Below are 13,491 nucleotides of genomic sequence, written 5' to 3'. Positions count from 1 at the left end.
GGTTTAACCCCCTCCATGGGGAATCGCTGCGGAACCGAATGTCAACGGCGAATCATCGACTCGTCCCGTCACCACCCGATCTCGCCCAGCCAGATCGGGAATGACCGAAGTTTGGACTTCTCCCGGAAGTCGGTGCAACAAACGGGCCACCGCTGCACCTTGCCCCTCACCCACTTCCAAAGCGATCCAACCCGGGCACTTCAAAACATCCGGTACCTGCTCCAAAATACGGCGGTAAGGGTCAAGACCGTCCTCTCCTCCGTCCAGTGCCAACCGCGGTTCATAATCCTTGACTTGTCTTTCCAAACCGTCGATATCCGCCGAAGGAATATAAGGCGGGTTGGATACGATCACATCCACCATCATTTCCCTCTCCATGAGAGGGGTCAACCAGTCCCCCTGCAACCAGCGGATCTTTTCTTCCATGCCGTGAAACTCCGCGTTGGCTCGGGCCAAGGCAAGAGCCTCGGACGAACGATCCAGAGCCCACCATTCCCAATCCGGCTTCTCCGCCGCCAGGGTCACTGCCAGAGCCCCGCTTCCCGTCCCGATATCCACAGCTCTTCCCGTCGGACCCTTCTGATCCATGGTCTTTAACGCGGCCTCCACCAACACTTCCGTATCGGGGCGGGGAATCAATACCGAAGGATTGACGCGAAACGTTCGTCCATAAAATTCCTGCTCTCCCGTCAAATACTGTAAAGGAACACCTTGTTTCCGGCGTTCCACCCATTCGCGAAACCGCTGAAACGTTTCCCGGTTCAAAGGAGCATCCCATTCCGTAAAAAAGCGGGTTCGATCCCAGCCCAATGCAGTACGAAGCAGCAGTTCCGCTTCGAAAAGGGAGCTTTCCACACCATTTTTATCCAAAAAAGAGGAAGCCCAACGATAGGCTTCCCCGACGGTATCCATCCTTGGCAAGTTCTTTGTCCTCCTTCAGAAAACAGGCAAGACCGGTTCTTTCATCCGCGCATGCTGCTCCGGCTCACTGGAGCTGTCTGATCCTATGCATTGTTGACAGGCACGTTGATTCATACGTTAATTACTCCGCTTTCTTTAAAAGCTCCGACTGCTCTTCCAGCGTAAGGGTATCGATAATTTGATCCAGATCTCCGTCTAACACCAGATCCAGTTTATGCAGGGTGAGACCGATCCGGTGATCGGTAACCCGGCTTTGAGGAAAATTATAGGTGCGAATCCGCTCGCTTCGGTCTCCAGTGCCTACCTGATTTTTTCGGGCGTCAGCCAACTTGGCGGCCTCTTCCTGTTGCATTTTATCCAAAATCCGTGCACGGAGAACGCGCATCGCCTTATCGCGGTTTTTGATCTGGGATTTTTCATCCTGACAGGAAACGACAATCCCCGTCGGTAAATGGGTGATCCGTACCGCCGACTGCGTCGTATTGACGCTTTGCCCCCCGGGGCCGCTGGAACAAAACGTATCGATGCGGAGGTCTTTTTCTTGGATATCTACCTCCACCTCTTCCGCTTCCGGCAGAACAGCCACCGTGGCGGTGGAGGTATGAATCCGGCCGCCGGATTCCGTCGCGGGAACGCGTTGTACCCGGTGGGCACCGCTCTCATATTTGAGACGGCTGTATGCCCCTTTCCCCTGGACTGAGAAGACGACTTCCTTAAACCCTCCCAGACCGGTAGTATTGGCATCCAGGATCTCCGTCTTCCACCCCTGTCTTTCACCATACCGGGAATACATCCGGTAGAGATTGGAGGCGAAGAGAGCGGCCTCTTCCCCTCCGGCGGCGCCCCGTATTTCCACAATCACGTTTTTATCATCGTTGGGGTCCTTCGGCAACAGAAGCAGACGGATCTCCTCTTCGAGCTCCTCCTTGCGCCGGGTGAGGCTATCCAGCTCCGCCTTCACCATTTCCAGCATCTCGGCGTCGGATTCTTCCTCCATCATCGTCTGGGTCTCCTTCAGCTGGCCGGTCACATCCATATATTCATGATACGCCTGAACTTTCGGTTCCAGATCCGATTGTTCTTTAGAGTATTTACGCAATTTCTCCGCGTCGCCAATCACTTGGGGATCGCTAAGCAGTTGGTTGAGTTCTTCGTATCGCTTCCGGATCGATTCCAATCGCTCCAGCACACCGCTCACTCCCGTCATCCCTTAAAATGGGACAGTCTCTTCTCCGACTAGGCGGGAAACCCGCTTGAAATCCTTACATCTGGATAACGTATCTATTATAGGTGATTTCCTTTTTTTCGTCAAAACGGAGCCGATTTCCCTTGAATCCATTTCTCATTCCCTTGATTATGTTATGATAATGCTTAGGTAAAGGACAGAAAAATCGCGTAATGCCGAGGGAAAACCGGAACGATAAGCCCTCATGCTTTGATTGCGAGGAGACTGATTATGGAGATCATCGCGACCGTCCTTCAATTTCTTCCGTTATTATTTCTTTTGTGGCTGGCCAACCTGTCGGAGAACCTCAAACAATCGGAACAACATGCTCGGACGGGAACCGGTTTAGCCATTACCGCCTATGTGATCCTTTCCTTGATGTACGGCATCTTTATTCTGGCGGGTATCCTGCTCAGTTTATTCGGCCTTCTCGCCCGATCCGCCGGGGAGGTGAGGACGACTCCCGTCCCGGAGGCGGGAGTGGACCCCGCCCTCATCCAGCGAATGGTCGACGTGCTTCCCTTTGTCGGTTTCAGCATCTGGATTCCGTCCCTGCTTGGAATTCTCCTTTTGATTCCCGCCCTGCGGCGCTGGATTTCCCGGGTGATTCCCATCGATCCGAAAAACCGGGTTCACACCGTCGCCCTTTCCTCATCGATGCTGATCTGGATCTATTTTTTCTTTTTTGTGGCTGTCGGTATCCAGAACCTGGCCCAATGGACCGAATCCCAGGAAATGGGCAATCCGATCCCCTCACTGTGGGCTCAGCAGATCACCTTTTTCATCATCGCTCTGATCGGTGTGGGTTGGCTTTCCTGGAGACGAAGCTGGAAAGAGACACTCAACCGCCTTGGACTCGTTCGGCCGACACTGAGAGAATCCCTCATCGGTATCGGTTCCGGTCTCTTGTTGGTGGGGGGTGCCCTCCTGTTGGAAACGATCGCCCAGACAGCGGGGATCGCCGGCGATCCCAACGTGGAAAAGCTGACGGAACAGCTGATCGGCCCCTTGTTCGGTTCCGTTCTGGGGATCCTCACCCTGGGTCTTTCCGCCGCTCTGGGTGAAGAAGCGATCTTCCGGGGAGCGCTTCAACCCCGGTTCGGCCTGATCCTGACTGCCATTCTCTTCTCCGTGGTTCACAGCAACTACGGTTTCAGCATCTCCACTCTCGTCGTCTTTCTGGTCGGACTCGTCCTCGGTTTGATGCGACAGCGTTACAATACATCCACCACGATGTTCGTCCATGCGACCTACAATATGACACTGGGTCTGTTGAGTTACTTATGATTGACCTGGAACAGACGGATGAAACGTGGAAAGTCGCCCGGTACACCGTCGAAAACAATCAAAGCCGGGGAAAAAGATATCGAGTGGGAAGATGTGAAGATCGGAGCTGAATAAGAAAGAAAACAGGGTTAAGGTGTACACCCCTTAACCCCTGTCCCGCCCGGCCCGGGGAGGTCGGGCATTTTGTGTATTCACTGTGCAAAGGGAAGGTATCGCAACGGGTTCCACTTGCTTCGCCCCACCCGAACCCGAATCTCGTAGCGGGGCATTTCAAAGCTGACTCTTCGAAGCACTTTCTCCTGTAGTTCCCCGTACCTTTCCGAAGGGACATTCCTTTCCGGAGTGACTTGAAGAGCCGCATGCCCGCCGGTCACATTCACGCGAACGTCTTGAACTCCTTCGACCTGCTCCGCCGCTTGCCTCATCCGACGTGTCGGATTATCCCCTTTCGAGGAATTGGACCACTCTCCGATCGCCAGATTGGGGTTGGAGTTTTTGACCCCGAATTCCCCGTCATCATGCATATATCGATAGCTATCCGTTCGAAACCGGTAACCCTTTTCGTTTTTCGTCCCCGGCGAAACCTCTTTCCCTTGCTGGAGGGGACCCGTACAGGCCGAAAACAAAAGAAGCAATCCGAGAACAGCCCCAAACCATGCCGCAGTTCGAGTCAAAAAAAACACCTCCCTGACGATAGTTTGCGTCAAGAAGGTGAAAAGTTTTTCGGTAATGATTGCCGCCGGGTTACCTGATGACAATGGCGGCACCGGGCTTCATATTGTTCGGAAGCTCCCACTTGAATGGTGGGTTGATCCTCCTCCGCCGGAAAACCGTCGATCAACCGCTGTGTCCGGCTCGCCGCCCCACCGCACTGGATGCAGATCGCCTGAAGCTTCGTTACATATTCAGCAACCGCCATTAAAATCGGTGTCGGCCCGAAAGGTCGGCCTCTAAAGTCCTGATCCAGACCTGCACAAATAACCCGAACACCTCGATCAGCCAGGGTTTGCGCCACCTCCACCACCGCATCGTCAAAAAACTGGACTTCATCGATGGCAACGACGGTCACTTCCGGGGCGACATACTCCGGGATCACCGCCGCCCCGGCAACGGAAACAGCCTCTGTATGTACACCGTTGTGGGAAGTAATCGCCTCCGGGCGGTAACGGCTGTCCACACTGGGTTTGAATACCGCCACCTCCTGTCTGGCGATCCGGGCTCGACGGATGCGGCGGATCAATTCTTCGCTTTTCCCCGAAAACATCCCCCCGCAGATCACCTCGATCCAGCCTTCACCCTGGGTATTGGATTGATTCCTTGTCACTCTCGTTCCCCCTAAGCTATCCAAACATCAACAGACATTGTAGCACAAAAACAATCCTCTGGGATCATGAATCAAGGGGATTTCAAAAAGTCCGGCACACATAAAAACAGGCAAGCACCATTCATGCCTGCCTGTTCGTTCCGATCCGTATCTATATCAAGCTTGCCGTTTACAGATTGTATTTCTTTTTGAACCGATCCACGCGACCGCCTGCGCTGACCAATTTTTGCTTCCCGGTGAAAAAGGGATGGCATGCCGAGCAGATATCGACGCGCAGGTTTTCCTTGGTGGACCCGGTTTCAAAAGTATTACCGCACGCGCAGGTTACGGTCGTTTTCTTGTATTCAGGATGAATTGCCGCTTTCATCGATTCCTCACCTCTTTTCCATCCGGTTGCCTAATAGACGTTTCAATGCAAACACTTAAACATTATAGCATTCAGCCGAAGGAAATGCAAGAGAAGGCGAGGATTCTTTACCATGGAATCAAAAATAATGCCGTTTGATCCGACCGCTTTAAGGAAGAACGGATAATGGGTTAATCGGTTGATCATGGCGGCGGATCTCAAAATGAAGGTGCACACCGGTGGAATTCCCTGTTGTTCCCATATGTCCCAAGTCCCCGCCGGCGGAAACAGACTCCCCTTTGCTGACGCTGATTCCACTGAGATGAGCGTAATAGGTCGTCCACCCGTTTCCGTGGTCAAGGACCACCAGGTTTCCGTAACCTCCGGCATATCCGGCTCGTACCACTTCACCTCCGAGAGAGGCGCGAATCACGTTTTGTTTTTGTTTTGTATTGGAGATGTCGATCCCTTGATGCATTTTTCCGTTACGCCACCCGTAACCGCTGGTAATCTCGCCTTTGACCGGCCATCGAAAGGAATGGGATTGGTTGGATGGCTGATCGGAGGACGAATCGGAAGCCAACGTCACCCGTTGTTTTTTCTTTTCCGACTGCTCAGGTTGCTTCTCTATCTTCGGCTCAAAGGGTTTGGGAACGACGAGAACTTGCCCCACATACAGGGCATTCGTCGATTTTAAATCGGGATTGGCCTTTTTCAGAGTGCTGACGGAGACGCTGTGCCTCCGGGCGATTGAGGTAAGCCCTTCTCCTTCTTTAACACGGATCCGATTCAGCTCCACCGGAACCTTTACCCGCTGGCCGACCTGAAGCTTTCGGGGATCTTCGATCTTATTGTAGGAGGCCAGGGTTTGACTGTCGACACCGTACCGGTTTCCGATTCCATACAAGGTGTCCCCTTCTTTCACCTTGTGGATCAGCGGTTTCTTCTCCGCATCAACAGCCAGGTTCCCCTCGGATACGGAAGAGATGGGAGTGAGATACTGATACAACACGTCTTGAGCGATCTGTTCCTTCTCCCAATCCGGAACCGTCCTTTTTACCGTTTCCTCGGCCTGAGCGGTCTCTGTCCCGTTTCCGACGAACAATGAAGCTGTCGCCAAGGAAAGGGAAGAAGCCACCCACGGTTTTTTCTTCGGCATCACACCACCTCACATAGGATTTAGGACCGAAAAACCGATCCGATTTCATCCTATGCGGAAGGATCTGCCGATATGTTCTTTCCGGAACAAAACCAGTCGGAACATCCGAAAGGGCTTACGAAGCGTTGGATGAACGGCGGGGCTGGGATTCCAGCGTAGCCAGGAAATCCTCATTGGTTTGGGTATGAGCCAGTTTGCGCAGGAAGGCTTCGGTACAGTCAGCGCCGTCGGTCATCGATTTGCGCATGACCCACAGCTTTTCCAATTCCGTTTGCGTCAGGAGCAGTTCTTCACGGCGGGTGCCGGAGCGGCGGATATCGATGGCGGGGAAAATGCGCCGTTCCGAGAGTTTTCGATCCAGATGCAACTCCAGGTTTCCCGTGCCCTTAAATTCTTCATAAATGACATCGTCCATCCGCGAACCCGTTTCCACCAAGGCGGTGGCCAGGATCGTAAGGCTTCCTCCCTCTTCCACGTTTCGGGCGGCTCCGAAGAAGCGTTTGGGTCGGTGGAAAGCCGCCGGATCAATCCCTCCGGAGAGAGTGCGCCCGCTGGGGGGAATCACCAAGTTGTAAGCACGGGCCAACCGGGTGATACTATCCATCAGGATCACCACATGCCGCTTATGCTCCACCAGTCGCTGAGCCCGTTCCAGAACCAGTTCCGCCACCTTGATATGGTTTTCCGGCATCTCATCAAAGGTGGAGCTGACCACCTCCCCTTGAACGGACCGTTGCATGTCCGTCACTTCTTCGGGGCGCTCGTCGATCAAGAGAACGAATAATTCGATCTCGGGATGATTCGTCGTAATACTGTTAGCGATTTCCTTAAGCAACATCGTTTTTCCCGCCTTGGGTTGAGCGACGAGGAGACCCCGCTGACCCAAACCTACCGGCGCGATCAAATCCATGATGCGGGTGGACAACTTATCCGGTTCTGTCTCCAAAGTCAATTTTCGCTGGGGATACAAAGGGGTTAACGCGGGGAAATGAAGGCGTTCCGACGCCGAATTGGGGTCCTCTCCGTTGACGGCCTCTACATGAAGGAGGCCGAAGTACCGCTCATTTTCCTTGGGAGGACGGACTTTCCCGGAAACCAGATCTCCGGTCCGCAGGTCAAATCGTCGGATCTGGCTGGCGGAAATATATATATCCTCCGATGAAGGCAAGTAATGGATCGGCCTTAAAAACCCATATCCCTCAGGGAGAATTTCCAAAACCCCTTCCATGAAAAAGAGGCCGGCTTTTTCCGCTTTCGCTTTCAAAATCGCAAAGATCAATTCTCTTTTTTTCATCTGGCTGTAGTAAGAGATGTGGTATTCTTTAGCCAGCTTGTATAATTCCGTTAATCGTCGATGTTCTAGATCGCTCAGCGAGAGCTCCATCGATTTCCTTCACCACACTATCTTTTCCGAGTCTCGTTCTGCCCTATCCATGATAACCGGTTCAAATAGGGCTTATTCCAGGACCAGGTTGGGCTTCTTCTCCAACCGGTGCTTGCCGTCGATAAAACGCACCGTTCCGGTTTTTGCGCGCATCACGAGGGAATGGGTGGCGGCTTGGGTCCCTTTATATCGAACACCTTTCAGAAGTTCCCCGTCGGTAACGCCGGTGGCGGCAAAAATAGCGTCATCCCCTTTGACTAGATCCTTCATGTGGAGGACCTGCCGAGGATCTTCCAGACCCATCTTGCGGCAACGGTCATATTGCTCCTCGTCTTCCGGCAAAAGGCGGCCCTGAATTTCGCCACCCAGACATTTTAATGAAACAGCGGCCAAAACACCCTCCGGTGCGCCCCCGGACCCGAGAAGGATATCGACACCGGTATCGGGGAAAGCCGTATTGATAGCCGCCGCCACATCTCCGTCGGAGATCAGTTTGATCCGGGCGCCTGTCTTTCGCACCTCTTCAATCAGTTGAGCGTGACGGGGACGGTCCAAAATCACGGCTACCAAATCCCCCATATCTTTCCCCAGAGCTTTGGCCACTGCCGTCAGGTTTTCCTCCACTGGGGCATTGATATCCACATGTCCGACCGCTCCGGGCCCCACGGCAATCTTATCCATATACATGTCAGGAGCGTGCAAAAGGTGCCCCCGATCCGCCACCCCCACGACAGACAAAGCGTTCCAGGAGCCTTTGGCGACGATATTGGTCCCTTCCAGGGGATCGACGGCCACATCCACTTCCGGCAGATACCCCAATCCCAAGCGCTCGCCAATGTAGAGCATCGGGGCTTCATCCATTTCTCCTTCTCCGATCACGACGGTTCCTCGCATCGGAATCGTGTCAAACACTTTTCGCATGGCCGTTGTAGCCGCATCATCCGCCTCATCTTTTTTACCGAATCCCATCCACCGACCGGAAGCCAGCGCCGCCGCCTCCGTCACCCGAACCAATTCCATCGTTAAACTTCTTTCCATTCCGATCCCTCCGGTTACTCCATTCTCAAAAAATAGAGGGGTCCATCGGCGGTCTGAATCCCCGTCATGCCGATTTCGACCCTCTTTCCCACCGTTAAACCTCTCAAAAGTACAACATATTTACTCCTATATGTTACACTATTCTTCCTGAGAGAGTGAAGACAACCGGGAAGGAAATATGAGGACAGACCTCCTTTAGTCGGGTTCGGACAACCTCCAGATTTCTGCACCGAGGGCTTTCAGCTTCTCTTCCAATTTCTCATATCCGCGATCGATATGTTCCAGGCCGGTAATCTCTGTCACTTCTGTCGCCATTAAACCCGCCACTACCAAAGCGGCACCGGCCCGCAAATCGGATGCCTGCACTTCGGCTCCTCGGAGAGAACGGCCTCCTTCCACCACGGCGGTTCGTCCTTCGACTCGAATGTCGGCCCCCATACGACACATTTCATCAACATGCTTAAAACGGGAAGAATAAAGGTTGTCTGTGATCAGACTGGTTCCCTCCGCTCGGGTGAGCAAGGCGGTAAAAGGTTGCTGCAAATCCGTCGGAAATCCGGGATAGGGCAATGTTTTAATATCGATAGACTGATATGAACTGCCGCCCCGGATATGTAAGGATTCGTCCCATTCGTCGATGGAAACCCCCATTTCCCTTAGCTTAGCGGTGACCGGTTCCATATGTTTGGGAATCAGATGATGAATGGTCACCTCCCCGCCGGTGGCCGCTGCGGCGACCATATGGGTACCGGCTTCGATACGGTCGGGAATGATGGAGTGGCGACATCCCGAAAGCTGCTGATTTCCCAGGATGCGGATGACGTCCGTTCCCGCCCCTTTGATTCGGGCTCCCATCGCTGTCAACAGGGTTGCCACATCGATAATTTCCGGTTCTTTGGCCGCGTTCTCAATCACCGTCTGACCTCGGGCCCGAGCCGCCGCCAACATGATATTGATTGTAGCCCCTACGCTGACGACATCCAGGTAAATCCGGGCACCGACCAGTTCAGGAGCACTCAGATAGATCGCTCCATCTTTGTGGCTCACTTCCGCACCCAAAGCCTCAAACCCTTTCATGTGCTGGTCGATCGGGCGGGGGCCCAAGTTACATCCTCCGGGCAATCCGACGGTGGCCTCGCCGAAACGGCCCAACATCGCCCCCATCAAATAATAAGAGGCACGGAGCTGTTGCACTTTTCCGTCGGCTATCGGGAGGTTGGTCAGGTCGGCGGCATCGATGTGGAGTTCCCCATCTCGACTCTCTACTTCCGCCCCCATTTCCTTCAGAATCTCCTCATAGATTTCCACATCCCGGATATGGGGGAGATTTTCCAACACGGTCGTCGATGGAGCGAGCAGTGCCGCGGGAATCAACGCTACAGCGCTGTTCTTCGCTCCGCTCACCGTCACTTCCCCAAAAAGGGGGCGACCACCCCTAATCATCAACTTCTCCACGCAGACACTTCCTTTCCGATCTGCGCTCGTCTTCCCTTTACCGAATCGCCGCTTTTTTAAAAAAGACCATGATTTCTTTTAAAAAAACGGGAAACCGGCAGCCATTCACGGTTTACACTGCCGGAAACCCGGTAAATCGGATCACTCTCGTCTGATCCTCAGCCTTGTTGGGCTTGTTCCCAATCCCGTTTAAAGCGTTCGATTCCCTGATCGGTCAGGGGGTGAGACACCAGCTTATCAATGACCGCATACGGCAATGTTGCGATATTGGCGCCGCTTTCCGCCGCCTGGGAAACGTGTAACGGATGGCGGATACTGGCGGCGATGATCTCCGTATCCAAATCGTGAAACACGAAAATACGCGAAATCTGTTCAATCAACTCCACACCGTCGTGGTTGATATCGTCCAGACGGCCGAGAAAGGGGCTGACATAGGTGGCTCCGGCCCTTGCCGCCATCAGGGCTTGATTGGCGGAAAACACGAGAGTGACATTGGTGGGGATTCCCTTTTTGGAAAACCGGCGAACCGCCTTTAACCCCTCCAAGGTCATGGGGACTTTAATCGTAATCTTATCGGAGATCGCCGTGAGCGGTTCCGCCTCCTTCAGCATACCGTCAACATCGTCGCTCAGCACCTCCGCGCTGACCGACTCCACATCCTCCGCGATGTTCACGATCTCCTTTAAGACATCGGTAAATTTTCTCCCCGATTTGGCCACCAGACTCGGATTCGTCGTCACGCCGGACAATATCCCCAGTTCATGGACTTTACGAATCTGTTCTACATCCGCCGAATCGATGAAAAACTTCATCTCGGCTACACCTCCTGTCGATCGGACCTCTTCAGACACCAGGGAACGGAACGGACGGTGATTAAGCCTTTCCGGAGCTTCCGAAGAGACGCATTTTGCCGATGACCGTCTCCTTGATCGCGTCCCGGCCGGGTCCCAGGTATTTGCGGGGGTCGATCATTTCCGGTTTGGAATCCAGCAATTCACGAACTTTGTTGGTGCAAGCCACTTGACTTTCTGTGTTTACGTTAATTTTGCCCACTCCGCGAACGATGGATTCCTGGATTGCGGAATCAGGTACTCCGGAACCACCGTGCAGAACGATCGGCGCATCGATCTGTTTCGCTACTTCATCGATAATGTCGAAGCGGATTTTCGGCTCGCCTTTGTACATTCCGTGAGCGGTTCCCACTGCGATAGCCATGGCATCCACCCGGGTCTCCTCCCAAAAGCGGATCGCTTCGCTCGGTTTAGCCAAGGCGGCATCTTCTTCATCCACCTCGACATCATCTTCCACTCCGCCGATCGTGCCCAGCTCTCCTTCGACGGAAACACCGACAGCATGAGCCGCTTTCACGACTTCCCGGGTGAGGCGGATATTTTCCTCGTAGGGATAATGGGATCCGTCAAACATCACCGAAGAAAACCCGGCTTGAATACATTTCATCGCCACTTCAAAGCTGCTTCCGTGATCCAGATGCAACGCGACGGGAACACCGGATTCCTTGGCTGCGATCTCGGCCATGGCCACGACGTACTCCAAGCCCATATAGCGCATGGCTCCCTCGGACACCCCGAAGATAAAGGGAGACTTCTCTTCTTTAGCCGCCGCGGCAATCCCCTGGGTAAACTCCAGGTTGTTCATATTGAACTGTCCGACCGCAAATCCTTCCTTTTTCGCGCGGGGCAAGAATTCTGTCATCGGTACTAAAGACATAGGTTGTTCCTCCTAGAAGTAATAAATTCTTTCCGGTTTCAACGCTCAGGCGGTTCTGCCTCACCCCCTGACCGTCTCCCTGAAACGGATGTGAACGTTTCGCGTTACCCCCGGCAAGCCCGCGATATGTACTCGCATCCGTTCAACCCGGTCCCATGGAAAGCGTAAGAGCCCACCACTTATCTTGACATTATAACACTGTCGCCAGGGTTCCGATAGTCATCCATCAATTGGAAATCACTGTCCCCTCGCGAAAGACCCGGAAAAATGCAAAAGTACGATGAGGTGAAGAAACTACATTAACGGACCTCTTTGAGAGACGGGAGACCCAGAATGGAACGGGCCTCCTCGGGAACGGCTGTTTTCCGTTCCAGTTCCGAAGCGATCCGCTGAACCCGGGCCACCAGCTGGGTATTGGTCGCCAATTCCCCTTTGCGGTAATAAAGGTTGTCTTCGAGACCGACCCGCACATGTCCTCCGAGAGCGATACCCAAAGCGGACATAGGCAACTGATAGCGACCGATACCGGCCACAGACCAGGTCGATCCTTCCGGCAACTGATCGATCAAGTGCAACAGATGCTTACCTCCGGCGGGAATCCCGCCCGGAACCCCCATGACAAAGTCGAAGTGAAGGGGACCCGTTACCCATCCTTTTTCGACTAAATGCTTCGCTGTCCCCACCATTCCCACATCGAAGATTTCAAACTCCGGCTTCACCCCGTAATGCCGCATTTCCTTCGCAAACCGCCGAATATCTCCAGGGGGATTGTAAAACACTCCATCGGCGAAGTTCACCGTCCCCGTTGTCAGCGTGGCCATCTCCGGTTGCAAAGTGACCGGCTGCAATCGTTCTTCCGCCGTCATCCCGACAGCACCGCCGGTGGACACCTGGATAATGATATCACAGCGTTTGCGGATCTCTCGGATCGCTTGTCGGTACAGCTCCCGATCCTGACTGGGCCGGCCCGCTTTATCCCGGACATGAATGTGAGCGATGGAAGCCCCTGCTTCCCGGGCTTGTGCCGCCGACTCTCCGATTTCTTCTGGGGTTACCGGAAGGTGGGGTGTATCCTCCCGGGAGACTTCCGCTCCCACCAAGGCGGCGGTGATGATCAAAGGATTCATCCGAGTCCCTCCCATTGTTCCCGTTTCCTCTTTCTCTTCCCATCGGTATGGGACCGGTTGCGCCGGCATGAAAGATGATTCGTTCAGGAGTGAAACCGTTGCTTCTCTTTCGGGACTACACAGGTACCGGAGGCGCGGGCGACCACCGCCGGCTGTTCCAGGACTCTCGCCGCCGAAGGGGAGTCGGGATCGATATGGGCCTCAATCACCTTATACGCAGTGAAAACCATGCGGCGGGAAGTGTTGCCCACCTTTTCAATCCGCCCCACCGCTTCAATGTAGTCTCCGGCGTAGACCGGAGCGGTAAATTCCACATTGTCATAGGCCACGAATAAGCCTTCATCCCCGTCATGGCGAATCAAAAGCTCCGTTGCCACATCCCCGAAAAGAGCCATCATCCGGGCTCCGTCCACCAAATGACCTCCGTAGTGAGCATCCGCCTGATTCATGCGAAGACGTATTTTAGCTTCGTTCATCAGCCTCGCCTCCGTTCCGTT

General features: G+C 53.9%; 14 protein-coding genes. 1 reads left to right on the top strand and 13 read right to left on the bottom strand.

Annotated features, from left to right (window positions below):
• Nucleotides 1–3: 3 nt before the first annotated feature.
• Together prmC and prfA are read right to left on the bottom strand one after the other, a co-directional pair.
• Nucleotides 4–912 carry a peptide chain release factor N(5)-glutamine methyltransferase gene (gene prmC, locus CHM34_RS07730; protein ID WP_094264032.1) on the bottom strand — a complete coding sequence of 303 codons (909 nt, stop codon included), beginning with the start codon at nt 910–912 and terminating at the stop codon, nt 4–6.
• A 130-nt stretch (nt 913–1,042) separates the two neighbouring features.
• Nucleotides 1,043–2,110, bottom strand: coding sequence for a peptide chain release factor 1 (gene prfA / locus CHM34_RS07725; RefSeq protein WP_094264031.1), 1,068 nt, complete (start codon nt 2,108–2,110; stop codon nt 1,043–1,045).
• Nucleotides 2,111–2,377: 267 nt separating this feature from the next.
• Here prfA and CHM34_RS07720 point away from each other — a divergent pair, with 267 nt between their 5' ends.
• Entirely contained in the window at nt 2,378–3,433 is a 1,056-nt protein-coding gene (locus tag CHM34_RS07720; RefSeq protein WP_094264030.1) for a CPBP family intramembrane glutamic endopeptidase, read from the top strand.
• 191 nt (nt 3,434–3,624) lie between these two features.
• On the opposite strand, the gene CHM34_RS07715 is transcribed toward CHM34_RS07720, so the two are convergent.
• The 11 genes from CHM34_RS07715 to kal form a co-directional block, all read right to left on the bottom strand.
• Complete coding sequence (locus CHM34_RS07715) at nt 3,625–4,107, bottom strand: Asp23/Gls24 family envelope stress response protein (RefSeq protein WP_094264029.1); 483 nt, start codon at nt 4,105–4,107, stop codon at nt 3,625–3,627.
• A 29-nt stretch (nt 4,108–4,136) separates the two neighbouring features.
• Nucleotides 4,137–4,697, bottom strand: a complete 561-nt coding sequence (locus CHM34_RS07710; RefSeq protein ID WP_094264234.1) for a thymidine kinase — start codon at nt 4,695–4,697, stop codon at nt 4,137–4,139.
• 229 nt (nt 4,698–4,926) lie between these two features.
• On the bottom strand, nt 4,927–5,124 hold the full coding sequence (gene rpmE, locus CHM34_RS07705; protein WP_094264028.1) for a 50S ribosomal protein L31: 198 nt from the start codon (nt 5,122–5,124) through the stop codon (nt 4,927–4,929).
• Nucleotides 5,125–5,272: 148 nt separating this feature from the next.
• Entirely contained in the window at nt 5,273–6,262 is a 990-nt protein-coding gene (locus CHM34_RS07700; RefSeq protein WP_094264027.1) for a M23 family metallopeptidase, read from the bottom strand.
• A 115-nt stretch (nt 6,263–6,377) separates the two neighbouring features.
• Nucleotides 6,378–7,646, bottom strand: a complete 1,269-nt coding sequence (gene rho / locus CHM34_RS07695; RefSeq protein ID WP_094264026.1) for a transcription termination factor Rho — start codon at nt 7,644–7,646, stop codon at nt 6,378–6,380.
• 72 nt (nt 7,647–7,718) lie between these two features.
• Nucleotides 7,719–8,684, bottom strand: coding sequence for a class II fructose-bisphosphatase (gene glpX, locus CHM34_RS07690; protein WP_094264025.1), 966 nt, complete (start codon nt 8,682–8,684; stop codon nt 7,719–7,721).
• 195 nt (nt 8,685–8,879) lie between these two features.
• A complete protein-coding gene (gene murA, locus CHM34_RS07685; protein WP_094264024.1) occupies nt 8,880–10,139 on the bottom strand; it encodes a UDP-N-acetylglucosamine 1-carboxyvinyltransferase in 1,260 nt (419 codons plus the stop codon).
• A gap of 158 nt (nt 10,140–10,297) precedes the next feature.
• Nucleotides 10,298–10,951 (bottom strand): fructose-6-phosphate aldolase, encoded by a 654-nt coding sequence (gene fsa, locus CHM34_RS07680; protein WP_094264023.1) that lies wholly within the window; start codon nt 10,949–10,951, stop codon nt 10,298–10,300.
• Between the two features lie 61 nt (nt 10,952–11,012).
• Nucleotides 11,013–11,867: a class II fructose-1,6-bisphosphate aldolase gene (fba, locus tag CHM34_RS07675; RefSeq protein ID WP_094264022.1), complete on the bottom strand. Its 855-nt coding sequence runs from the start codon at nt 11,865–11,867 to the stop codon at nt 11,013–11,015.
• 299 nt (nt 11,868–12,166) lie between these two features.
• Complete coding sequence (gene kce, locus CHM34_RS07670; RefSeq protein WP_094264233.1) at nt 12,167–12,994, bottom strand: 3-keto-5-aminohexanoate cleavage enzyme; 828 nt, start codon at nt 12,992–12,994, stop codon at nt 12,167–12,169.
• Nucleotides 12,995–13,077: 83 nt separating this feature from the next.
• Complete coding sequence (gene kal / locus CHM34_RS07665; RefSeq protein WP_094264232.1) at nt 13,078–13,470, bottom strand: 3-aminobutyryl-CoA ammonia lyase; 393 nt, start codon at nt 13,468–13,470, stop codon at nt 13,078–13,080.
• Between the last annotated feature and the right edge of the window lie 21 nt (nt 13,471–13,491).

This window comes from Paludifilum halophilum (assembly GCF_002245355.1).
Classification (GTDB): domain Bacteria; phylum Bacillota; class Bacilli; order Thermoactinomycetales; family DSM-45169; genus Paludifilum; species Paludifilum halophilum.
This window is presented reverse-complemented; position numbering and strand designations above follow the sequence as displayed.